Raw genomic sequence first — 22,722 nt, 5'->3', positions numbered from 1 at the left:
CTGCACCGCCGGAGCTTTCCTCAACAAGGGATGCCCCTCGATGAGCATATGGGGTATTACCTCAAGTTTCCCTGAGCTATCCCCCAGTGCAGGGCAGGTTGCATACGCGTTACGCACCCGTGCGCCGGTCGCCGGCATCTTCCCGAAGGAAGACCCGCTGCCCCTCGACTTGCATGTATTAGGCCTGCCGCTAGCGTTCATCCTGAGCCAGGATCAAACTCTCCGTTGTAAAAAAAGTTTGATTCCCGACAACGTGAACTCTCTTTCATTAGGTCAAAGAACGTCTGACTCCTAAGAGCCTTTGTGCCTTCCTTCCAAAGGCGGGTTGCAAAGGTAATTACTCTTTTAATTCCTTGCAAACTTTTTGCTAACTTTTTTCGCCCTGCGCTGCCCGCAAAAGCGAATGCAAATTTAAAACACTTTTTGTTTCCCTCCAAATTCCTACCCCTCTTTTTTTTCGCTGGGCTGCCTGCCGCATCGCCCGTTTCCCTCATTTGCGAGTGCAAAGGTAGATACCTTTCTCTTTCTGTGCAAGTGTTCGAAGAAAAAAATTTATGCAGAAATACATAAATAAAAGATTATCAATGTTTTAAGCAGACAAAAAATTCACACTTCCTATTTATAAGAATTTTGGCGGCCCTATATTGGGCTCTCTTGTATATTTGCAACAGACAAAAACACTTCCTTATGTTTAGTAAAACACAACGCCGGTACGTATGGTGGCTTTTGCTGCCCTTATTGGTTTATGTAGTAGGCATGCCCATGGACTTAATGGATGTAGATGCTGCACAATATGGTGCCATTTCGTGGGAAATGCTTGCCCATGACCTCTTTCTACAAATCACTTACAAAGGCAGTGACTACTTAGATAAACCCCCTCTACTCTTCTGGACATCGATTGTTGCTTTTAAGCTATTTGGTATAAGCAACTGGAGTTACCGTCTTATTCCGGTTTTGGTTTCATTGATTGGCGTTTATTCCCTGTACCGCTTTGCCCGCCTTTACTATACGAAGCAGGTAGCCTATTGGGCTGCTTTGCTATGGGCAAGCTGTCAGGCGTGCATACTCATGAATCATGACATCCGGACCGACACCATGCTCACTGCATGGGTAACTTTTGCCATATGGCAAACGGCAGCTTATCTGCGGCATCCTGAACGGCGCTCTCTTACGGGAATAGGCATAGGTGTGGGGCTGGCAATGCTGGCAAAAGGTCCTATTGGTCTGGTAGCTCCTGCCTTGGCCCTGGGCTTCGATTTGATTTGGCGTAAAGAATGGAAGCAGTTTTTTAGACCTGCTTGGCTGTATGTGATGGTGATAGTAGCCATCATATTGCTTCCCATGAGCATTGGTCTTTATGAACAATTCGATGCCCACCCGGAAAAGGGCGTATCGGGCTTGCGTTTTTATTACTGGACACAAAGCTTTGGCCGCATTACGGGAGAAAACCCTTGGCGTAATGACGCCGGTTTATTTTTCTTCGTACATAGCTTTTTCTGGAGCTTCTTGCCTTGGTCGTTGCTCGCAGTGGTTGCCTATGTTTTAGAGAGCCGCCGCGTGTGGCGTTACCGTTTTCGTAAGCTCAAGCGGCAAGAGTTCATTGCATGGGGAGGGTTTACCTTGGTTTTTATAGCTTTTTCATTGTCTAAGTTCAAGTTGCCACACTATACCTTTGTGGTGTTTCCACTGATAGCACTCATTACTGCCAAATGGGTGGTAGTACTGGGGCGTGCCCTCAAATGGCAAAAGGTGGTCATGCGTTTGCGATATACGCAGCGGTTTATAGAACTGTTACTGCTGTTACTGCTTTTGACTATGCTTTTATGGATATTTCCTCTTCATTCATGGTGGGGATGGGCATGTGTTGCAGCAGGTATTGCCCTGTATGCACTAAGTTACCGCTATGCTACACTACCTCATGAAAAAGTACTGATTCCTTCTTTTGTTGCCATTTGTGTAGTGAATATTTTTCTCAATGCCCATGTATATCCCGCTTTGCTACGGTATCAAGCCCCGAGTATTGTAGGCCGGTATTTGCGGCAAAACAAGCTGCAAAACCACACTTATGCCTTGCTTTCTTTTTACCACCCCTCGCTGGAGTTTTATGCACAGTACATTGTTCCCGACTTAAAGGATAGCATTGAGGTGCGCCTTGAGAAAATGGACATTCAAGACGCGGCACAAAAAAAGGTGATGGAAAAAGAAGCCGGCAAATCTTTTCTGCAATCGTTTACAAAAACACGCACAGCAGATTTCTATCTGTATGTTGACGCTTCATATAAAGAATTGCTCGACGAAATGGGCATTTCTTATGAAACCGTGATGGAGCTGGAGCGCTTTCCGGTTACAGAACTCACTCTGCCATTTTTGAATCCGGCCACCCGGAAACAACAAGTAAGCAAACAATACTTATTGAAAATCAAAAGAGTTAACGAGGGAGACGAAACAAAACGGCAATAGTCATTTCTACCGGTACAAGCTGAGTGCCCTCCCTGCCCGGTTTCCAAGGGGGGGCATTTTTTATGACACGCAGAACTTCTTCATCACAGCCGTATCCTAATCCTTTGGTAATGACAGGTTCGACAAGGTAGCCATCTTCACGTACTACAAAGCGAACGAACACATAACCTTCTACTTTATTCTCAAGTGCTTGCAGGGGGTAGCGAATATTTTCTTGAAGATAGCGATCAAAAGACTCATATCCACCTATTGGCTCAGGCATCACTTCTGCCGCCTTGAGCACAATATGGGCATCCATACTTGCACTTCGCTGCTTTTGAGCATGCAAACAGAGCGGAAGCAGCAAGCCAATGATAATACCTATGGAAAATAGTCTTTTCACCTGCTCTTTCTTTCATTTAAAGTTACGCAAAAATCTTGCAAAACTCAACATATGCCTGCCGGTTATTCCTTCTTTTGTAGCAAACTCTTTTCCTGTTCGTAAATGACCATTCCCCGGACTATCCAATATTGAGCAGTCAGATAGGTGCCCATTATCCACACAGGGGCATAAGGTAAAGCAAAGACAAACTTGTTCACTGCCAGCAATGAATCAGAGATAACAAACAGCACACTTCCCAAAGCTACCAACAAAGCATGCGCCGAAAGGCCGCTGCTCGTGCGCAAGAAGGCAGTCATTGCCATTGCGCATAACACCACGGCATAAACAACGACAGGGATTTGCAAGGCGCCCGTCCGCGGCAGTAATAAGGCAAGCAATACTGCTGCATAAGCCAATAACATGCCTAATATCATCCCACGTTTTTTTATACGTAACTGCCATGAAACAGGTTCTGATGTCTTGATAAAAAGAATGATATAGGCAAGGTGGGCTATCAGAAAGCTGCCAAGCCCCAATACAAAGTACACAGGCTTGCGTGCTTCATACATCAGAAAGCTATCGCCCAAACAAGAAGCAAGCAGGGCGATGACAAGCCAGCCCGGCAACTTACGTAATGCACTTAGCGCATACAGCAGCAGCAAGGGCATCAAAAAAGGCTTGCTAAGATGATGAACTGTTTCGTGTTCATGAAACAGAATGTGAATGGCGCCCAGCAAAGCATAAGCAAACAAAAAGTAACGACTGAATTCCGGTTTCATAAAGCCTACATAACCATAAGTTGAATAATAATGAAAAGAGCCAAGTTGGCGCCCAGAACCAAAAAGAAAGGCACCAGTGAAGGCGTTTTTACCACCGATGGCAACTTATTCATGATTTGTTCGGTCAGCTTGCTGCTTATTCCCTCTTTGTCTATCTGGTCTTCGTTTTTTTGTACTGCCAAGGTAAATACTTCCTGCAAGTTCAGTTTTCTGATGACAATGTGCACCACCGGGCGCAGCAGCCAGGGCACATTCGGAAGCTTTTCCAAATAATTAGGCAAGGTTTCAAATAACAGGCTGCGCGTAAGTCCATGCTCCACCTTTTCCTTGATAGCCTTGTTGTTGAACACAAAATCCACGAACTTATCCACAAAGTAGCGTACAAATCCTTCCATGCTTTTGGTGAAAATATAATGCACGGCATGGGCGATGCCCCAGCTCCAAGAAACCCAGATGTAAAACACGGGAAAGAGAAAGAAAAACAAGAAAATGAATACGTATCCCAGCAGACGCCACAGGAAGCCCACATACACGCTGCCTGTGAGGTAGAGCAGAGCGGTGTCGCTAAACACATAAAGGGTGAAGTTGATAACAAGCCCCAAGAGCGCAAGCGCTATAGCCCGCCAGCTGATGATAAAGACTATCTTGGAAATGAAAGCAGCGGCTTGCGCACCTTTTTTCAAACCTTTTGAAAATAAATTTGCCCCCATAAGCATCTATTTTTTTATAGCGTTGAGTTATTCCGAAAAAGCCGGTAACAAGAGCGAAGAGTCGCCATAGCTCAAAAAACGATATCCTTTGTGCAAAGCGGCTTCATACACTCGACGCCAATCGTCACCGATGAAAGCAGCCACCAACAGAATGAGGGTGGTTTGCGGCATGTGAAAGTTGGTAATCAGTCCACGGCACAAGCGGAAGCGATAACCGGGCACAATGTAAATTTGCGTATCGCCCACCAGCTGCTGCACACCTTGCTTTTGCATGGTTTCAAGCAAGGTTTCCAGTGCTTCTTGAGCGGAGAGGTTGCTTTTTGCATGGCGGTAGGCAAAGAGCTTGTCCAAATAAAAGCCATTGAGGTTGGGCGCCTCCCCTTCGTAACACTGCACGCCCAGCCAGTAAAGCGTTTCAAGGGTACGCATGGAAGTGGTTCCGACGGGAATGATGCGCCCTTTGGCTTGCAGAAGACGCTCAACGGTGCCCTGCGCCACTACCATCTGCTCTTCATGCATAGGATGCTCCAGAGCATCTTCGGTATGTTTTACCGGTTGAAAAGTGCCGGCCCCCACGTGCAAGGTCACTTCATTATAGCCTACTTTTTTTTGTGCCAGCTCGTGCAGGGTTTCTTCTGTGAAGTGCAAGCCTGCTGTAGGCGCAGCCACTGCCCCTTCGCTACGTGCATAGACCGTTTGATAACGCTCTTTGTCTATGTCGTCATACTCGCGTTTAATGTAAGGGGGCAAGGGCAGCTTACCCAGCGCCTGCACTATTTCGCTGAAAGTAAAAGAAACAGGCGACCAGTGAAACCGCACAATATTGTTTTCGGCATCTTCGAGGTCGGCAAAAATGACACCTTCTTCCCCATTGATTGTAAAATGGCGGCTTAGGAAGCCTTTCCACCGCTTCTTGTTTCCAATGATGCACTGCCAGCTACAGGTTTCTTGTGCCGCCATATTGACAGCCACCAACTTCCCGGGTGATACGGGGTGCAACAACAGCACTTCAATGACAGCCCCCGTGGATTTCTGAAAATAGAGCCGGGCAGGAATAACTTTAGTGTTGTTGAATACCAGTTCGTCGCCTGTCTGCAAAAGCTGCGGCAACTCATAAAAAAAATGGTGTTGAATGTCGCCGGCACGGTAAAAGAGCAGGCGGGCATGATCGCGAGGCGTTACCGGACTTTGTGCAATACGCTCTTCGGGCAAGTCGTAGTTATAGTCTTTTAAATTGATTTTGGGCAGTGTTGTGTGTGTACTCATACGTTATGGGTTATTTTCCTGCAATACTTCGGGGTTGAAATTGCAGGGCAAAAGTACTTCTATTGACGGAAGGCTCAAAAACTGCCCTTTGCCATACTCGAGCAATATCACATATGCTTGCTTTTGTCTGTGATAGGTTTCAAGCATCACTTGGCGGCACTTCCCGCAAGGCGTTATCTTTATGAACTCTTGGCTGCCGGCACGCCGGGCAGTGATTGCCATCGCCACAATGGGCGATTGTTTTGCACGCGTGCCATAATAGTACAGCAAGCTTTGCTCGGCACAAGCCCCACAGGGATAAGAAGCATTTTCTTGATTGTTTGCTCTGAGCATGCTGCCATCGGCAAGTAAGATGGCAGCGCCTACATGGAATTGAGAATAAGGGGCGTAGGATTCATCGGTGGCTTTGCGCGCCTCTAAAATGAGCTGCCGGTAGTCTGCGGGCAGGTCTTCCCAGCATTCATATAAAGTTGCATCCAGTCGAATTTGAAAGTCTTTCTTCATATAGGGAGGTTAGTCTTCTTGAATGATAACCACACAACGATATACTTTACCAAATTTATTGCGCAGCGGCTCTATGCGGATATTTTGCACTACTTTCTCTCCTTCTTTTTCTACTTCGCGCTTGGTAACAATAATTTCGCCTTTCAACGCCCTTTCATAAAGTAATTGCCAGTAGTCTGCTTCTTCAAACTCATGGATTTTCTTTATGGCAGACTCACCGGCACGGATATGGATGTTGCGCCGCTTCAAGACTTCATCAGCAATTGCTTTATTGAAGAAAGTAAGGTTCATGCGCGTATCGAAGGTAAAGATATAAAAGTCAAGCGCATTCAGAATCGCCTCTACTTCCATCTCTTTTTCTTCTATCTTGCGCTTGGCTTGCAGCAACTCTTCTTCTTGGCGTTTCAGTTCTGTGATGTCTTTTGCAAACACGGTTACACCTACAATCCTGTCTTCATCATCATGAATGGGGGTATAACTTACCAGCAAGTATATTTCGCGCCCGTCAGCCCCCATATAGCTCTCTTCCGCCCGGATGGTCTCCCCTTTCAATGCTTTCTGGTAGGGCTCTTTAAGCATATCGTACTTGTCGTGTGGCAAGGTATCCAATATGTTGGTGCCTTCGTGCACATCGCGGCCAATTTGGCGGAACATGCGGCGGGCATTCTCATTGATGATGGTTACAAAAAAGTTTTTGTCTATGGAAAAAATACGGTCTTCGGTATTGTTGATAAGCGCCAGCAGGTTTTCGCGCTGAATGTAGGCACGGCGCTGCGCTTCTTGCATCTGACGTTCGGCTTCTTTGCGGCTCGTGATGTCGGTGCCAAAAAACATTACCTTGGTGGTATTGCCGTTGGGGTCAAGCACCGGGTTAAAACTCCCTTCAAACCAGCACTCCTTACCTTCATGGTCATAGAAGCAATACTCACCGTACTCTGCCATGCCCCCCTTCAGTTTTCGCCACAGCAGTTTGGTATCTTCATCTTCGGCTACCGTGCGGTTTTTGAGCCAACTAAGGTGTTTGCCCAGCAAATCGCTTTTATTGTATCCCAATGGGCGAAGTGCCAGCTCGTTCAAATCTGTGATGTTGGCTTGCAGGTCGAAAGATATGACTGCTGTGGTGCGGTAAATGGCTTGAAGTTGTGCCTCATAGTCCAATATTTTGTGTTTCTCCTCGGTGATATCAAACCCAAGAAAGAGCACCTTTTCTACCTTTCCACGCTGGTCGGGCACCGGTACGAAAGTAGCCTGCAGCCATACTTCTTTCCCATCTTTCCCCACATGCTTGAACTCCCCTTTTTGAGCTTCGCCTTCGCGCAGTGCTTGCCATAGAGCCTCATATTCAGGGCTATACGCTGTTTCGGTATCTACCAGTTGGCGATGATTTTTTTCTTTCAACTCTGCAAGGCTGTATCCAAGCACTTCGCAAGCCAAAGCGTTGGCATTCAACACACTGCCGTAAAGGTCGTACTCAATATTGAGCAAAGAGCTGCCAATGGCAAATGATTGCGCTGCCAATGCTGCCTGATTGCGCTCCATTTCTTCTTGTGTAGCCCGCAGCTCCTCCATGTTTTGTGTGAGCATTTCTTCCTGTTGGCGCAGTGCGTTTACTACATCTTCTTGACGTTTCAGCAACAAGCGCGTGCGTTCGTTTGCTTTTACGTTGTTGATGGTAGAAGCAATGTTGGTGGCAATGCGCTCAATAAACTCTATCTGATAAGGCTGGAACTCATGGAAAGAAGCCAACTCTAAGGCACCCACCAAGAGCTCATTGAGCTTGAGCGGAACAATCAGAATGGAACGGGGCTCGGCCCCCCCCAAGCCTGAGTGGATTTCGGAATACCCTTCGGGCACATCGGTGATGTAAATGGTTTCACCGTCGGCGAGGGCTTGTCCCAAAACGCCTTCTCGGGGATATACCCGGCTTTTTATGAACTTCTGACGCCCATAGGCATAGCAGGCTTTCAACTCGGCGTAAATGTTTTTTTCACCGGTTCGCCGGTTTTCATCCTCTTCCATGACATAGAGTGCCCCTTGGGCAGCTCCCACATACTCTGCCAAGCGGGAAATAAGAGCATAACTAAGCGTTTGAATATCTTGGTTTCCATATTCACGCAATATATCTACGAACACAGACAAGCCCTGCGAAGCCCATGCGCGGTGTTCTTCTTCTTCCTGTACTTCTGTAAAGCGCAACTGAACACTCTCTACTGCTTCTGCCAACACGGGCATGTCTATTTTCTGCTTGTAAGGCACCTGTGTAGCCGTATGACTACGCCCCAAAGCCTTGATAAGCGAAGAGGTGTTCAAGATATTGCGCTCCATGCGCTCAATAGCCCGGGCTATTTCGCTTAGTTCGTTGTCGTCGTCCATTGGTGTTGCTTGCCCGGATATATCGCCCCTTTCGATTGACTTGGCTTTGCGCAACAGGCTCTGCAAAGGATGCACCAAGCGACTGCGCACAAACAATGCAGCCAGCAAGAGCACCAAAAGATTGATGGCAACGAAGCCCACAATACTCCAGTAAAAAGCCCCTTGCGCTTCGTTGAGCGACGCTTGCAATTGTTGATTCAACTTGGCGTTTAATGCCAGCAACACAAAAGTTTCTGCCCGCAAATAATTGATAGACCGCGTGATGGCAGGATTCAGGCGCTTGGTTTCACCGCCTTGAATTTCTATTGCTTGCTCGAGGTCTATGTCAAGGCTCAGCTCTTCGGGCGCCTCTTGTTTTTCAATCAAATACAGCGGCTGTGAAGCCAAGGTGTCGGCATATGCGCGATAAGCTTGCCACTTGTCTTTTATTTTGAGCAATAAAGGACGTGCCTCTTGCGGCACGGCGGTCTTCAGGTTTATGGTTTGGTTGCCTACCTCCAGTTCGCCGCCCCTGTCCAGTGCGTTCAGCAGGACTGCATAAGAGGTAAGTTCTTCTTGCAAACTGCGACGCCGGTTTTCGTTGCCTCCGGCTACTTGTTCTGCTTCTATGAAGAGTTGTTGCAAAGTGATGTTTGCCTGCTGCCCTACTTCCAAAAGCTGTTGAGCCTGCCGGTAGTTGTCGAAGCGCACATACAACCAGGCAGCCGTGAACACCACCGAAAGTAAAATGGTAAGCAACACCAAAGTAAAAACGGTATATAGTTGCTGTTTTTTACGTGTTTTTTCCATATTATGACCATGATTTGAGGCGCCTAAGCCACTTGGCTCATTGAAATGTAGTACATTTGCTCGATAGTCTCTTTTACGAATATACAGCAATTTGTTGAAATCGCATAAAAGAATGAAAGGCAAAGTATTATTAATAGGTGCAGGGCGCTCGGCTGCCGCGCTCATCCGTTTTTTAGCCGAAAAGGTACGCACCGCACACTGGCAGGTGACTGTCAGCGATGTTTCCAAAGATTTTTTGGATAAGCAGCTGGCACCCTATCCGGAACTGCAGGCGGAAGCCCTGGATTGGAACCCGCATAAAATGCCCGAGCGTTTTTTAATGTCTTTCGATGTCATCATCTCGTTATTGCCGCCTCACATGCACTTCTATGTGGCAGAGCTGTGCGTAAAGCACCGTAAGCACTTGATTACCGCCTCTTATATCTCGCCTGAGATGGCCGCCTTGCATCAGGCTGCTCTTGATGCCGGCGTGTTGTTGCTCAACGAAATGGGGCTTGACCCTGGCATTGACCACATGTCTGCCATGCAGATGATGGATGCTATCCGGAAAGAGGGCGGCCGCATCACGGCTTTCCGCTCTTACACCGGTGGGCTTATCGCGCCTGCCTATGACAACAACCCCTGGCATTATAAATTTACATGGAATCCGCGCAATGTAGTACTTGCCGGGCAAGGCACGCCGGCCATGTATCGCGAGCAGGGCGATTACAAATATGTGCCTTATCATCAGTTGTTCAAAAGAGTGCAACCCATTCATATAGACGGATACGGCGAGTTTGAGGCGTATCCGAACCGCGATTCGTTGCACTACATGCCTCTGTATGGTTTGCAGGATGTGGCTACCATGCTGCGCGGTACCATCCGGCGCCGTGGTTTCTGCAGTGCTTGGAACTGCCTGGTGCAATTGGGACTAACCAACGATGCCCTGCTGATAGAAACCAAAAATCTGACTTGGCGTGCCTTGGTCAATGCTTTCCTGCCCTATGACCCGCAGTTGAGTGTAGAAGAGAAAGTGCTGCGTTATTTGCAAATCCCTGCCGGCAGCCACGAAATGCATTGCCTGCAGTGGTTGGGACTCTTCGAAGAAGAGCCGGTGCCGGCGCCTTCGGCACAAATGACACCGGCGGCCTTGCTACAGTTGCTTCTCGAACAAAAATGGGCATTGCAAGCCGGCGACCGCGATATGATTGTGATGCAACACGACATAGAGTTTGAACTCAATGGCAAGCGGCAACGCGAGGTCAGCGAGCTGGTAGTGGAAGGTGAAGCCAATGGCATCACAGCCATGGCCAAAACCGTGGGCTTGCCCTTGGGCATAGCTGCCGAGCTGCTTATAGAGGGCAATCTTTCTCTACGTGGCGTGCAGGCACCGGTGCATGCCGAAATTTACGAGCCGGCTTTAAAGCGCCTGCAATCATACGGTATTCATTTTAAACAGAAAAAAGAAACGACAGCTCTATGAAAAGAACAGAGATAGCAGAACTGGGCGAATTTGGATTGATTGAGCGTCTGAAAAAATACGAAACGCGCCAACATGCTTCCACACTAAAAGGCATTGGCGATGACGCGGCAGTTTGGAAAATCGACGAGGAACGCTACGGGCTGCTTTCTACCGACCTGCTGGCAGAGGGCATTCATTTTGATTTGGGCTATACCCCACTCAAGCACTTGGGCTATAAAGCCATTGCCGTGAATGTATCGGATATCGTTGCCATGAACGGCTACCCCAAGCGGGCCGTGGTGAGCATAGCCCTGAGCAATCGTTTTTCGGTAGAAGCCATTGAAGAGTTGTACGAAGGCATGAAGATAGCCTGTGAGCGCTATCGTGTGGATTTGGTAGGCGGCGATACTACCTCTTCCCGCAGTGGATTAATCATCAATGTAGCCATTGAGGGCGAAGTAAGTGCCCAACGCATTGCCTACCGGCATACGGCACGTGTTCATGACGTGCTTTGTGTAACCGGCGACTTGGGCGCTGCCTACATAGGCTTGCAAATCATGGAGCGCGAGAAGCAGGTGTTTTTAGCCAATCCGGAGCAGCAACCCGACCTCACCCCCTACGACTACGTAGTAGAGCGCTTGCTGCGCCCCGAGGCACGCCTTGATATGGTCGAAGAGTTTCGAAAACGGGAGGTAATCCCCACTGCCATGATCGATATTTCAGACGGCTTGGCGTCGGAAATCCTGCACCTGTGCACACAGTCCAATACCGGTGCACTGGTGTATGAAGAACGCATCCCCATTGACCGCATGACCTATGAGGTAGCCGTGAATGAGTTCAAAATAGCCCCCACTATCTGTGCCATGAATGGTGGTGAAGACTATGAGCTGTTGTTCGCCCTTTCGCCGTCTGATTTTGAAAAAGTGAAAGACCACCCCGATATCGTACCTATTGGATACCTAACCCATCCGAGCGAAGGTACGTACTTACAAACAAGAGGTGGTAACCTGGTTAAAATAGAAGCGCAAGGATGGAATCATTTCAAAAAATCATAGGCAGCCGTTTATTGGTTGTTCTCTTCTTTTCCCTCAGCACACCACAGGTTTTGGCACAGGAGCAGCAGCCTGCCAAGGTGGTCAAAGAGAAGTCCATGGTTACGGGAAAAGAAGTGGAGTGGAAAATGACCGGTGATGACCGCGTAGTGGTGGGCGACTCAAGCACGCACTATATTCAAGTTTACATTCAAAACCCCGGCAGTGTGCTTTATGGCAACCGCTGTGCCGAAGAGCAAGCCGCCGCCATGGGGCTGGAGTACATACTGATTGGCAAAGACATAGGCTATGGCATGAGCCGCTGGGAGCAATTCTGGCAAAATGCCGGCGCCCACCTGCGTGCTTTTTTTAAAAATGGATTTTTTTGGCAGAAACGCCTGCGGCGACGCATCCATGAGTGCCAACTTAAAACCGGAGACCGGATAGGCTGACATGTGCGGAATCATAGGATTGGCCGGCAAGCACATGCCGGCAAAAGCAGTATTTACCCAAGCCCTCGATGCCCTGGCACACCGGGGACCCGATGCCGAAGGCTTTTTTCAGGAGCATGACATCTGTTTGGGGCACCGCCGCCTGAGCATTTTAGACCTGCGCCCCGAAGCCAACCAGCCTATGTTTAGCCGGTGCGGGCGCTATGTGTGCGTCTTCAATGGCGAAATATACAACTATCAAGACCTGGCGCGGCAGTTTGGGCTTCACCTGCGCACACACTGTGATACGGAAGTGCTTATTGAGCTGTATGCCCGCTTAGGCGATGACTTCGTGCAGCATCTCAACGGCATGTTTGCCATTGCCATTTATGACCGGCACCAACAACGTCTGACGCTCTGGCGTGACCGCCTGGGCATCAAGCCTCTTTTCTACTATTTCGACGGCCATACTTTGGCTTTTGCTTCCGAGCTGAAGGGCATCGAACAAATGCAACTGCCCTTGGCGCTGCGTCAAGAAGCAATAGCGGCTTTTTTGCATCTCGGCTATATACCTGCACCCCTGAGCATCTACCGGCAAGTGTACAAGCTGCCCCCCGGCTGTAAGCTGCAATGGCATGGTCAGCAGCTGCAAATCGAGCATTATTGGCAAGCGCGGCAGTTTGCGCAAATACAAACACATTGGACAGAAACAGAGGCTAAACACACACTCAAGCAACTGCTTAGCAGTTCGGTACGCTACCGTCTTATCAGCGATGTTCCGGTGGGCGTGCTACTTAGTGGTGGTGTCGACTCCGGCTTGGTGGCTGCGGTGGCCGCCCAAGAAAGCAAGCACCGCCTGCAAACTTTTTCCATTGGCTTCGAAGAAGCACAATTCAACGAAGCGCCTTTTGCAGAGCAAGTGGCACAAGCGCTGGGCAGCGAACACCATACCGATTACGTGTCGGCACGGCGCGCCATCGACTATATTCCCCGCATCATTGACATTTATGACGAACCCTATGCCGATGAGTCGGCATTGCCCACCTTATTGGTGAGCCTTTTGGCCAAGCGTTCCGTAACCGTAGCTTTAGGTGGCGATGGTGGCGATGAGCTTTTTTGGGGCTACGGGGTGTATCAATGGGCTGAACGGACTGCAAAGAAGTGGTTTCGCCGGGCACGCCCCTTGCTTCCGCTGCTTGGTTTCATACCGGAACGCCGCTTACGCAAGCTGGCTGCCATGAGCCGGTGGAAAAGCGAGGATTTAAAACCATGGCACTTGTTCTCGCAAGAACAAGGTTTTTTCAGCCTGCAAGAAATCGACAGCCTGCTGTGCGCCTCGCCCGGAAACTACGGCCTGCCCTCCATGGCCATGCCACCCGGTCTGTCTGCCACCTGCCGGCAGGCGCTTTTCGACCTGCATTATTACCTCCCTGACGACCTGCTCACCAAAGTGGACAGGGCAAGCATGCAGGTAGCCCTGGAGGTGCGTGTGCCTTTGCTTGACTATCGCATTGCAGAATTCGCCCTTTCGCTGCCCGACCACTTGAAGTACCGGCAAGGACAAAGAAAGTATTTACTGCGCCGCCTTTTAAATGACTACCTGCCTTCCGCTTTGTTCGAACGCCCTAAAAAGGGCTTTGCCATCCCCTTGGCTGCCTGGATGCAAGGCGAATTGAAAGATTTATTTTGGGATGGCCTGTCCGAAAATATTGTGCGCAAGCATGGCGTAGTGCAAGCTGCTTACGTAACGAAGCTGAAACGAAGCTTCGAAAAAGGGAACCACTCACTTTACAGACGCTTGTGGGCACTGTGGGTACTGCATCTGTTCTTAGAGCAAAAAAGCGGCACAGGAATATAACTTCAAAAAGCGCTTAGTCTTGAAACTTCAACTTATTTAATACAAGCTTATTGCCGTCAAGATCAAGCCATGCGGCATATTCGAATCCGTCGTTGTCTTTATACACTACCACCTTGGGCAATATGCCGGCCGGATACTCTATGCCGTCAATCACCATCTTGTATTCTTGTGTATTCAAATCTTGATAGATAAAAGCCCAGTGCTTTTTACTGGGGGTAAAATACACGGTAGGATAACCGGTCAACACATCGATAATCAGCGAGTATTCACCCATATATTCCACCCGGCCATCCACATAAGCGTTTAGCTGGTAAGTATCGAAAGCCGTTTCACTGAAGCTCCAGAAATAGAAGTCTTCGGTATTGGGAATAAATTTGATGTCAAGAATAGAGTAAAATTCGCCCACATAGTATTTCTCGTTGATAACCAAAGAGTCTTTGCCGGTATCAGGGTTGGGCTTTACAATTGCCACGCTGTTGCGGCTGTCGCTCACTTTGAAGTACTGCACATTGCTCGAAAAGCCTTTACGCCCACGGAAATAAAGCGTCTGGTCTGCCCCCACCACATAGTTGAAGCGATCGGGTTTAATACCAAGGTCATACTGTTTTACAAAGTCTTCATAGGGACCAAACAACTGCCCATTGACCAAATAGTAAATTTTTTGGTCTTTGATAACATTCACGGCATAGTTGTGGGTGGTATAAGCCACGCGGTTGTACTGCTCATAGTCGTAATCACCAACCAGCTTACGCTCGAAAAGTCCCAAATCGCCTTTGTTGGTAATAATCGAGTAGCGCTCCACCAACTCTTCGGTTTCTTGCATGGAAGCCTCGTCAATACCGCTGGCTACAATAGGTTCGGTGTTGAACTTTTTAGCCATCAATATCCATTGATTGATGTCGAGAAAAACGAATTGATAAATCTGTTCGAAAGGACCAATCAAATTGCCATTGCTAAATTGCACGTAGTACTCATAGCGGTTGCCGTCGTTCTCGAAAAAAACCACTGCCCAGCTGTCGCCATAATTACTGAGATAATAGTCAATCAAGTTGGGAAATGGTCCTTGTGAACGCCCGTTGACTTGTATGTTGTATTCAGACAAGCGCTCGTTATACATGATATAACTCTGCAGGTAGTCGGTAATTCGTGCATCAAAGGTGCGTTGGCTCGACGGATGTTTATACACCTTGTAGCCATCGAAAATCACCACATTGCTGTCTTTTTGTGTATCGGTAAAACACCAATGCTTATCGGTGAGTGTAGGCGGAGCGATGGAACGCCGCTCGAAAGGACCATAAATGCCCCGGTTGATGATGTATTTTCTGTTCTTCTGCAATTGGTTGTCTATTACGGCCACATATCCCATCTTTGAGAGGTATAAATGCAAGTTGCTCTCATTGGTTGCCAACACCTCCCCTTCGCTGAGCGTATAGACCGTTTCTTTTTCTATTTCTTGTGCTTGGGCGGCCAATCCTGCAAGCAAAAGCAAACATAAACACAGCTGCTTCATGGCAGTCATTTCTTTTTTAGAGTATCATAAATGGAAGCAAAAAGCCTTGCAGGCAAGTGTAATTGCTACAAGGCTTGTACGATAAGGCACACCGGAAAGTTATGAAGTAAATCTTTTTTTGAACTCTTCGAACTTCTTGCCGGCAGCCTCTTTTACCTTTTCAAAGGTGTCGGCAGCTTCTTCGGCAAAGTCCTCGATTTTATCGTTGAATGTTGGCTCCGGCTCACCGGTAACGGCATTGTCAATTTTTACGTGGACGGCATTGCCCACTCTCGCTTTCACAAAAGCCAGGCTCAACTGAAAAGCCTGATGCGCTTTTTCTTCATCTATTTGCAGCTCTGCTGCCATTTTCTTTACGAAGCTTTCTACTGTTTCCATAGGTACGCGTGTTTAGGGTAAAGTAAATTTTTGAATTTGTGTATGCATGAAAATACCAAAAAGTAAAAGAATTACCTAATCCTTCTTAGCTGAAGCAGCAGATTTTTCCAATAACCTTCTGTCATGCTGCTTTCAATAACGCCCCGGCTGGTAGATGCATGAATAAACCATATCTTATCGGGCGACTCCACACGACTTACAATGCCTACATGCGTTACTTTCCGGCTGGATTTAGAAGGCTTGAAAAAAGCCAAATCACCGGGGCGGGCTTCGCGTACACTCACTTGCCTGCCCACCTTCATCTGTTCGGAAGCCGTTCGGGGCAAATCCACACCTACCTTTTTATACACGGTACACACCAAACCGGAGCAGTCGAACCCCCGGTTGCCTGTGCCGCCATACTGATAAGGGCGCCCCAAATATTTTTGGGCTTCGCGTACCACCTCTTCATTTCCTTGTGTAGATTTGCCGGAGCTCTTTTTCTGTGCGGCACAGCTTGCCAAGAAGCAAGCAAGCAAGACCGGCAGCAAGTACCTAATACGTGATTGAGTCATAATTCCAACTTCATTGACGAATAGCATTCCTTTTACTTGTACAAACTAATAAAAAATTCTTATTTTAATACATCTACAACAGGAGGTCACCTTATGAGTCGTCGCATTGAATACCAATACCAAGACAGTCACTTCTCTGCCTCAGAACCCAATAAAATCGATGAAAAGTGTCTGCACACGGAAGAGATGTTACTGAATATAGGACCGCAGCACCCTTCCACGCATGGTGTACTGCGCTTGGAGGTCCTCACCGATGGCGAAATAGTCAAAGAAGTCGTTCCGCATATTGGCTACCTGCATCGTTGCTTTGAAAAGCATGCCGAATCGCTGCCCTACAACCAAATCATTCCCTTTGTTGACCGCATGGACTACGTGGCTGCCATGAATTCGGAACATGCATTTGTGATGGGTGTCGAGCGCATGCTTGGTATTCATGAGCAGATACCTAAGCGGGTGGAATACATCCGGGTGTTGGTTGCCGAGCTGAACCGGCTGGCTTCGCATTTTATTGCCATAGGTACCTACGGGCTGGATATCGGCGCCTTTACGCCTTTTCTATGGCTGATGCGCGACCGGGAACATATCCTGCGCTTGCTGGAGTGGGTAAGCGGCGCGCGCATGCTTTACAACTACCTGTGGGTAGGCGGCCTGTTTTATGACCTTCCCGTAGGCTTTGAAGCCCAATGCAGGGAGTTCGTTCATTATTTAAAACCAAGGCTTGACGAGGTAAAACAGTTGCTGATTGAAAATAAGATTTTCATTGAACGCACGGCCCACGTGGGGGTGTTGCCACTGCCGGTAGCCATCAACTATGGCGTGAGTGGTCCTATGCTGCGTGCCTCGGGGCTTGCCTATGATTTGCGGCGCGTAGAGGGCTATTCCGTTTATCCTGAATTGGAATTCGATATTCCCATAGGGCAAGGGCTCATGGGCACCACGGGCGACTGCTGGGACCGCACCTATGTGCGCTTGCTCGAATGCTATGAGTCCATCAAAATCATAGAGCAATGTGTGGAGCGCCTTGAAAAAGAGCACAAACGAAGCCCCGCCTTTGATCCGCAAGCGATGGTGCCTAAAAAAATACGCCCCAAAGCCATGGATTTCTATGTGCGAGCCGAGAACCCCAAGGGCGAACTGGGCTTTTTCTTTCGTAGCGACGGGCGCAGCGATATTCCTTTCCGCTGCAAGGCACGCTCGGCCTGTTTTGTGAACTTATCGGTGTTGCCTGAGTTGTGCCGGGGGGTTATGCTGGCAGACCTGATGGCCATTGTCGGCTCCCTGGATTTGGTCATGGGCGAAGTAGATCGCTGATGCAAAAGCGCATGCTATACATATTGCTGCTCTGTGCATGCTTGATGCGCCCAAGCTTGCCGGTTTTCGGTCAGCAAAAAACAGCTACGTTTCATGTAAAAGACAGTCTGGAAATACAAACGCTTCATGGTCCTTGGGCTTTCTTTTGGCAGCGCCATCTTGGCTTTCCGGATCTTGCAAAACAAAAACCGGATACGCTTTTTTACTTACCTGCCGATTGGGGGGATTATGGGTACAGCGTCTTTGGGTACGGCACCTACTATCTTCAAGTGGTTTTGCCTGCCTGCCAAGACGAATGGATGCTGGAAGTGCCCAACATCAGCAGTGCTTATCTGCTTCTTGTCAATGGCGACACCTTGGCAAAAGGCGGCATGCCGGCCACAAGCCGGGAAAAGGAAGTGCCTGACTATCGCCGGCGGTGGGTCAGCCTGCCCAAATCGCTGGGCGACACCTTGCATATAGTCATCCAGGCAAGCAATTTTCATTACAACCGCTCGGGGGTGTATTTGCCTATCATGATAGGCACCCGGGCAGCCATGAAGCAAAAGTTCAATCGCGGGCGCCAATGGGAAATATTCGTCATGGGGGCGCTTTTCTTTATGTTTTTTTATCACCTGGTGCTCTATTTCTTTATGCCCACCTACCACAAAAGGGCTGTGGTTTACCTTGCCTTAGCTTGCTTGCTTTTTTTGATTCGAATCCCCATTGTCAACTCCGGCACTCAAGTGGTTTTTGATTTGCTTCCTGCTGCTTCATTTCATGTGCTACTCCGGCTGGAAGTTCTAAGTGTGTTGTTAGGCACACCTCTTACCGTCTTGTTTGTGCATAGCCTTTTCCCCATGCAGGGAAGGCGTAAGGTAGAGCGCCTGGTATTATTGCTTTCCGGGCTCATGATGCTGATTACTTTGTTGATGCCTGCTTACATTTACGGCTACCTGCTGCCGGTCTTGTATCTGATGCTTGTTTTTGTGTATCCCTATGTGATTGTACTTACCTACAAAGCCTGGCGTAAAAAACGCAGTGGCGCTTCTTGGCTCATGCTGGGCTACATTTCGGTGGCGCTTTTGGTGGGGCTGGAAGTGCTCTTTTTCCTTGGTGTAGTGCCACTGCCCTATGGCAATACAGCCTCAATGGGCATGTTTCTTTTCTTGCTGACGCAGTCTATAGCCCTTGCACAAATTTTTTCTGATGCGTTTCATAGAGCCGAGCGCCTTTCCGCTACTTTGGAAACGCGTGTGCAAGAGCGTACCATTGAGCTGCAAATGCAAAAAGAATACATGACACAGCTTAACCAAAGCATGATGGACAGCCTGAATTATGCCAAGCGAATACAAACGGCGGTGCTTCCGCCGGAAAAAGAGCTGAAACGGGTATTCCGGGATGGCTTCGTGCTTTATCTGCCCAAGGCAATAGTCAGCGGGGATTTTTATTGGGTATATGAAGAAAACAGTACCGTATGGGTTGCAGTGGGTGATTGCACCGGTCACGGTGTGCCGGGTGCCTTCATGGCTTTGCTGGCTAAAAATGCCCTGGATAGCGTGGTCATACAACAAAAAACACAAAGCCCCAAGGAAGTACTGGAACGCTTGGATGCCTATTTGCGCGCCCAACTTGGGCAAGACGATACAGAGCGGAAACAAGGACAAAGCTATGACGGCATGGTGCTGGCGTTATGCAAGATTGACAAAAGCCAAGATGTGCTCACTTTTGCGGGTGCCGAGCGCCCCCTGTGGCTCATTCGTAACCGGCAGTTGCAGCAATGGGAAACCAGCCGCGACCTCATTGCCGGTTATGCCCAGCAGAATAAATCGTTTGATGAGGTAACCATTGCCCTGCATCCCGGTGACAAGTTATATATGTTCAGCGATGGCTTCATGGATCAGTTTAATGGCATGAGCCGGAAAAAATTCTCCAAAAGACGCTTCGAGAGCTTGCTTGTGGATATATCGTCTTATCAGATGCAAGAGCAAAAAGACATTTTGTTTGCCACCTTTGAGCGCTGGCGTGGCAAAACTCCACAAATCGACGATGTCATTGTGGTGGGCATAGAGTATTGAAGCTTGTGTTTAGCTGATGCGCGCCCAATTCAGCTTTTCAGCTGCTTGTTTTTCCACGTGCTTGCGCAACAGCGCATATTCCGGTGCCTGCAAAGCCGGGTCGGTTGAAAGCAGTTCTTCCACTGCCTTTTTGGCTTTCTCGATGATGGGGTAGTCTTTAGCCAAATTGGTGAACATCAAACTCACGCCGCTTTGGCGAGTGCCCGTAATGTCGCCGGGACCACGTATTTCTAAATCCACATTGGCAATTTCAAAACCATCGTTGCTTTCGACCATGGTTTTTATACGGCGTCGGGCTTCACTGCTTAGCTTGTTACTTGTCATCAGGATGCAATAAGACTGCTCGGCGCCCCGCCCTACTCTGCCCCGCAGCTGGTGCAACTGAGCCAAGCCAAAGCGCTCGGCATTTTCAATCACCATGACACTGGCATTGGGCACATTCACGCCCACCTCTATCACCGTGGTGGCCACCATGATTTGTGTTTCGCCCCGCGCAAACCGCTGCATTTCATAGTCTTTATCTTGCGGGCGCATGCGTCCATGCACGATGCTCACATGATACTCGGGGAATGCCCGCCGGATGCTTTCATAGCCATCCATGAGGTCTTTCAGGTCCAAGGTTTCCGATTCTTCAATTAAAGGATAGACAAAATAAGCCTGTCTGCCTTTTTTCAGCTCTTCGCGCACAAAACCGAATACATTCAGGCGGTGCTTGTCGTAGCGGTGAATGGTGCGTACCGGCTTGCGCCCCGGTGGCAGTTCATCAATTATTGATACATCCAAATCGCTGTAAAAAGTCATGGCCAGCGTACGGGGAATGGGCGTTGCCGTCATCACCAGCACGTGCGGATATACACCTTCGTTCTTTTGCCACAACTTGGAGCGCTGCTCCACACCGAAACGGTGCTGCTCGTCGATGATGCTAAGTCCCAAGTTTTTGAATTGTACGCTGTCTTCGATAAGTGCGTGTGTGCCCACCAGTAAATCAATTTCGCCGGCTTGTAGCGCGGCAAGCAAGGCACGCCGTTCGCTTTGAGGAGTAGAGCCTGTGAGCTTAGCTACTTTGACCGACAGTTTTTCGGCAAACTCACAAAAGCCTTTATAATGCTGGTCTGCCAATATTTCGGTTGGTGCCATCAAGCAGGCTTGTGCCCCGCTGTCTATGGCAATGAGCGCCGCAATAAAAGCCACCACAGTTTTACCACTGCCTACATCGCCTTGCACCAGGCGGTTCATTTGCCTGCCCGACTTCATGTCGGCATAAATTTCGCGCAGCACACGGCGTTGCGCGTTTGTCAGGCGGAAAGGCAGGACTTCCTCGATAAAGCGCCGCGAGAGCTCTACTTTATTCAATACTTGCCCTGCAAAATGCTGTTTCCGGTAAATCTTGGCTTGCACCAAATACAGCTGAAAGAAAAATATTTCTTCAAACTTCATGCGGGTTTGTGCTTGCTCCAGAAGCTGTTTGTTTTTTGGGAAATGCAGCTGTGCCAATGCCTCTGCTTTGGGCAACAGGCCATAGCGTTGCCGGATGGACAGCGGCAAGGGGTCTTGCACGTGGGGCAATGCCATAGGCAGCAAATGGGCAATCAGGCGGCTGATGCCACGGCTGTCCAATCCTTTGCGTTTCAGCTTGTCGGTGCTGTGATACACAGGGCGCAAGCCCAGCCGCTCTTCGCCCAAAAAAGGTTCTATTTCGGGGTGTGGCATAGAGTACGCCTTCTGAAACTCCTGCACGCGCCCATACACCACATACTCTACGCCCGGCTTCAACTGCTTTCTTATCCAATCTATTTTTTTGAACCAAACCAACTCCACGGTGCCGGTGCCGTCATGAAAATAGGCAATCAAACGTCGTTTGCTGCCGCTGCCTGCTTCTTCTATACCACGCAGGAATCCGCGCAACTGCACATAACGGTCTTCTTCGACGTTCAACGCCTTCACCGTGCTGAAAGAAGTGCGGTCTTCATAGCGAAAGGGCAGGAACTCCAGCAAGTCACGGAAAGTAAAAATTCCCAATTCGGTGTTGAGCATCTGCGCCCGTTGTGGTCCCACACCTTTCAAATAAGCAATGGGCGTATCCCAAAAAGAAGCTGCGTTTTTTTCCATGCGTTTTTTAGCTTGCAAGCAAACAAATATACTCAAAAACAGGGACAGGCTTGCCCGCTGCCTGCCCTGCGTTGCTACTGCGGGGCATTCTGTGTACCTTTGTTGGTTCAATCAGTGAGCCATTGACAGATGTTACTTCCGCGATATACTCAAACATGCATAGAGGTAGGGGTTGATGAAGTGGGGCGCGGCTGCCTGGCCGGTCCGGTGGTAGCCGCCGCCGTGGTGCTGCCCGATACTTTCGACCTGCCCTTGCTCAACGATTCCAAGCAGCTGAAAGAAAAAGAGCGCATCGAACTGGCCAAAGCCATTCGCCAGCAGGCACTGGCTTATGCCGTTGCCGAAGCATCGGTAGAAGAAATAGACCGCTATAACATACTGCAAGCTACCTTTCTGGCCATGCATCGTGCCTTGGACGAAGTGTTTGCGCAACTTTCGCCCCCGCCCAACTTGATACTGGTCGATGGCAACCGTTTCAAGCCTTATCCTTTTGTAGCACACCGGTGCGTGGTAAAAGGCGACGGACGGTATGCTTCCATTGCCGCCGCTTCGATATTGGCAAAAGTATATCGTGATAATTTGATGAAAAGTCTTGCAGCTGAATTCCCGCAATATGGCTGGGCGCAGAATGTGGGTTATCCTACACCTGCCCACAAGCAAGCCATTGCCCGGTACGGCCTGACCATATGGCACCGCAGGAGCTTTAAAATACGTCCTGCCTCTGCCACCGGGCGCTAAGATATTCCAAGAAAAGAGACAAGCCGTGTCTTTTTGTTTGATTATTTCTATTTTTGAAAAAC

18 protein-coding genes and 1 rRNA gene are annotated in these 22,722 nt (G+C 48.8%); 8 read left to right on the top strand and 11 right to left on the bottom strand.

Annotated features, from left to right (window positions below):
* Positions 1-229, bottom strand: a 16S ribosomal RNA gene (locus K384_RS08500); the annotation flags it as partial.
* Between the two features lie 458 nt (positions 230-687).
* On the opposite strand from K384_RS08500, the gene K384_RS08495 reads away from it, so the two are divergent.
* Entirely contained in the window at positions 688-2,460 is a 1,773-nt protein-coding gene (locus K384_RS08495; RefSeq protein ID WP_038031368.1) for an ArnT family glycosyltransferase, read from the top strand.
* Here the strand turns inward: K384_RS08495 and K384_RS08490 are convergent.
* The 6 genes from K384_RS08490 to K384_RS08465 form a co-directional block, all read right to left on the bottom strand.
* Positions 2,429-2,842 (bottom strand): energy transducer TonB, encoded by a 414-nt coding sequence (locus tag K384_RS08490; RefSeq protein WP_051633263.1) that lies wholly within the window; start codon positions 2,840-2,842, stop codon positions 2,429-2,431. The two genes, K384_RS08495 and K384_RS08490, sit on opposite strands and share 32 nt — an antisense overlap.
* Before the next feature lie 62 nt (positions 2,843-2,904).
* Entirely contained in the window at positions 2,905-3,600 is a 696-nt protein-coding gene (locus tag K384_RS08485; RefSeq protein ID WP_084147175.1) for a lysoplasmalogenase, read from the bottom strand.
* Between the two features lie 5 nt (positions 3,601-3,605).
* Positions 3,606-4,310, bottom strand: a complete 705-nt coding sequence (locus tag K384_RS08480; RefSeq protein WP_038031366.1) for a hypothetical protein — start codon at positions 4,308-4,310, stop codon at positions 3,606-3,608.
* Positions 4,311-4,337: 27 nt separating this feature from the next.
* A complete protein-coding gene (locus K384_RS08475; RefSeq protein ID WP_038031363.1) occupies positions 4,338-5,576 on the bottom strand; it encodes an S-adenosylmethionine:tRNA ribosyltransferase-isomerase in 1,239 nt (412 codons plus the stop codon).
* A gap of 3 nt (positions 5,577-5,579) precedes the next feature.
* Positions 5,580-6,080 carry a cytidine deaminase gene (locus K384_RS08470; protein ID WP_051633261.1) on the bottom strand — a complete coding sequence of 167 codons (501 nt, stop codon included), beginning with the start codon at positions 6,078-6,080 and terminating at the stop codon, positions 5,580-5,582.
* 9 nt (positions 6,081-6,089) lie between these two features.
* Positions 6,090-9,242: a PAS domain S-box protein gene (locus tag K384_RS08465; protein WP_038031361.1), complete on the bottom strand. Its 3,153-nt coding sequence runs from the start codon at positions 9,240-9,242 to the stop codon at positions 6,090-6,092.
* Between the two features lie 112 nt (positions 9,243-9,354).
* Here K384_RS08465 and K384_RS08460 point away from each other — a divergent pair, with 112 nt between their 5' ends.
* From K384_RS08460 to asnB, 4 genes are read left to right on the top strand one after another with little or no spacing between them, the layout of a single operon-like run.
* On the top strand, positions 9,355-10,704 hold the full coding sequence (locus K384_RS08460; protein ID WP_038031358.1) for a saccharopine dehydrogenase C-terminal domain-containing protein: 1,350 nt from the start codon (positions 9,355-9,357) through the stop codon (positions 10,702-10,704).
* Positions 10,701-11,738 (top strand): thiamine-phosphate kinase, encoded by a 1,038-nt coding sequence (thiL, locus tag K384_RS08455; protein ID WP_038031356.1) that lies wholly within the window; start codon positions 10,701-10,703, stop codon positions 11,736-11,738. The genes K384_RS08460 and thiL overlap by 4 nt, the downstream gene beginning before the upstream one ends.
* Positions 11,714-12,166 carry a hypothetical protein gene (locus K384_RS08450; protein WP_038031354.1) on the top strand — a complete coding sequence of 151 codons (453 nt, stop codon included), beginning with the start codon at positions 11,714-11,716 and terminating at the stop codon, positions 12,164-12,166. The genes thiL and K384_RS08450 overlap by 25 nt, the downstream gene beginning before the upstream one ends.
* Before the next feature lies 1 nt (position 12,167).
* Positions 12,168-14,003, top strand: a complete 1,836-nt coding sequence (gene asnB, locus K384_RS08445) for an asparagine synthase (glutamine-hydrolyzing) (protein ID WP_038031352.1) — start codon at positions 12,168-12,170, stop codon at positions 14,001-14,003.
* A gap of 13 nt (positions 14,004-14,016) precedes the next feature.
* On the opposite strand, the gene K384_RS08440 is transcribed toward asnB, so the two are convergent.
* From K384_RS08440 to K384_RS08430, 3 genes are all read right to left on the bottom strand, one after another.
* Positions 14,017-15,513 (bottom strand): hypothetical protein, encoded by a 1,497-nt coding sequence (locus K384_RS08440; protein ID WP_157630105.1) that lies wholly within the window; start codon positions 15,511-15,513, stop codon positions 14,017-14,019.
* Positions 15,514-15,612: 99 nt separating this feature from the next.
* Positions 15,613-15,891 (bottom strand): hypothetical protein, encoded by a 279-nt coding sequence (locus K384_RS08435; RefSeq protein ID WP_038031348.1) that lies wholly within the window; start codon positions 15,889-15,891, stop codon positions 15,613-15,615.
* A gap of 71 nt (positions 15,892-15,962) precedes the next feature.
* Positions 15,963-16,445 (bottom strand): C40 family peptidase, encoded by a 483-nt coding sequence (locus K384_RS08430; protein WP_038031346.1) that lies wholly within the window; start codon positions 16,443-16,445, stop codon positions 15,963-15,965.
* Between the two features lie 93 nt (positions 16,446-16,538).
* Here K384_RS08430 and K384_RS08425 point away from each other — a divergent pair, with 93 nt between their 5' ends.
* Both K384_RS08425 and K384_RS08420 read left to right on the top strand, forming a co-directional pair.
* Positions 16,539-17,756 (top strand): NADH-quinone oxidoreductase subunit D, encoded by a 1,218-nt coding sequence (locus K384_RS08425; protein ID WP_038031344.1) that lies wholly within the window; start codon positions 16,539-16,541, stop codon positions 17,754-17,756.
* 11 nt (positions 17,757-17,767) lie between these two features.
* The gene (locus K384_RS08420) at positions 17,768-19,813 is read left to right on the top strand and encodes a PP2C family protein-serine/threonine phosphatase (protein WP_169737639.1); all 2,046 of its coding nucleotides are present in this window, start codon (positions 17,768-17,770) and stop codon (positions 19,811-19,813) included.
* Positions 19,814-19,822: 9 nt separating this feature from the next.
* Here K384_RS08420 and recG read toward each other — a convergent pair whose 3' ends face one another.
* Positions 19,823-21,922 carry an ATP-dependent DNA helicase RecG gene (gene recG / locus K384_RS08415; protein ID WP_038031340.1) on the bottom strand — a complete coding sequence of 700 codons (2,100 nt, stop codon included), beginning with the start codon at positions 21,920-21,922 and terminating at the stop codon, positions 19,823-19,825.
* 129 nt (positions 21,923-22,051) lie between these two features.
* Here recG and K384_RS08410 point away from each other — a divergent pair, with 129 nt between their 5' ends.
* Entirely contained in the window at positions 22,052-22,660 is a 609-nt protein-coding gene (locus K384_RS08410; RefSeq protein ID WP_038031339.1) for a ribonuclease HII, read from the top strand.
* Positions 22,661-22,722 lie beyond the last annotated feature (62 nt).

The organism is Thermonema rossianum DSM 10300, from assembly GCF_000426825.1.
GTDB classification, from domain to species: Bacteria; Bacteroidota; Bacteroidia; order Cytophagales; family Thermonemataceae; genus Thermonema; species Thermonema rossianum.
The sequence above is the reverse complement of the archived record's forward strand: the minus strand, read 5'-3'. Positions and strand labels throughout refer to the sequence as shown.

Excerpts from the sequence above, each read along its gene's own strand:
- K384_RS08495 (WP_038031368.1), top strand. The coding sequence starts at position 688 with ATGTTTAGTAAAACACAACGCCGGTACGTATGGTGGCTTTTGCTGCCC.
- K384_RS08485 (WP_084147175.1), bottom strand. The coding sequence starts at position 3,600 with ATGAAACCGGAATTCAGTCGTTACTTTTTGTTTGCTTATGCTTTGCTG.
- K384_RS08480 (WP_038031366.1), bottom strand. The coding sequence starts at position 4,310 with ATGGGGGCAAATTTATTTTCAAAAGGTTTGAAAAAAGGTGCGCAAGCC.
- K384_RS08475 (WP_038031363.1), bottom strand. The coding sequence starts at position 5,576 with ATGAGTACACACACAACACTGCCCAAAATCAATTTAAAAGACTATAAC.
- K384_RS08470 (WP_051633261.1), bottom strand. The coding sequence starts at position 6,080 with ATGAAGAAAGACTTTCAAATTCGACTGGATGCAACTTTATATGAATGC.
- K384_RS08465 (WP_038031361.1), bottom strand. The coding sequence starts at position 9,242 with ATGGAAAAAACACGTAAAAAACAGCAACTATATACCGTTTTTACTTTG.
- K384_RS08460 (WP_038031358.1), top strand. The coding sequence starts at position 9,355 with ATGAAAGGCAAAGTATTATTAATAGGTGCAGGGCGCTCGGCTGCCGCG.
- thiL (WP_038031356.1), top strand. The coding sequence starts at position 10,701 with ATGAAAAGAACAGAGATAGCAGAACTGGGCGAATTTGGATTGATTGAG.
- K384_RS08450 (WP_038031354.1), top strand. The coding sequence starts at position 11,714 with ATGGAATCATTTCAAAAAATCATAGGCAGCCGTTTATTGGTTGTTCTC.
- asnB (WP_038031352.1), top strand. The coding sequence starts at position 12,168 with ATGTGCGGAATCATAGGATTGGCCGGCAAGCACATGCCGGCAAAAGCA.
- K384_RS08440 (WP_157630105.1), bottom strand. The coding sequence starts at position 15,513 with ATGAAGCAGCTGTGTTTATGTTTGCTTTTGCTTGCAGGATTGGCCGCC.
- K384_RS08435 (WP_038031348.1), bottom strand. The coding sequence starts at position 15,891 with ATGGAAACAGTAGAAAGCTTCGTAAAGAAAATGGCAGCAGAGCTGCAA.
- K384_RS08430 (WP_038031346.1), bottom strand. The coding sequence starts at position 16,445 with ATGACTCAATCACGTATTAGGTACTTGCTGCCGGTCTTGCTTGCTTGC.
- K384_RS08425 (WP_038031344.1), top strand. The coding sequence starts at position 16,539 with ATGAGTCGTCGCATTGAATACCAATACCAAGACAGTCACTTCTCTGCC.
- K384_RS08420 (WP_169737639.1), top strand. The coding sequence starts at position 17,768 with ATGCTATACATATTGCTGCTCTGTGCATGCTTGATGCGCCCAAGCTTG.
- recG (WP_038031340.1), bottom strand. The coding sequence starts at position 21,922 with ATGGAAAAAAACGCAGCTTCTTTTTGGGATACGCCCATTGCTTATTTG.
- K384_RS08410 (WP_038031339.1), top strand. The coding sequence starts at position 22,052 with ATGTTACTTCCGCGATATACTCAAACATGCATAGAGGTAGGGGTTGAT.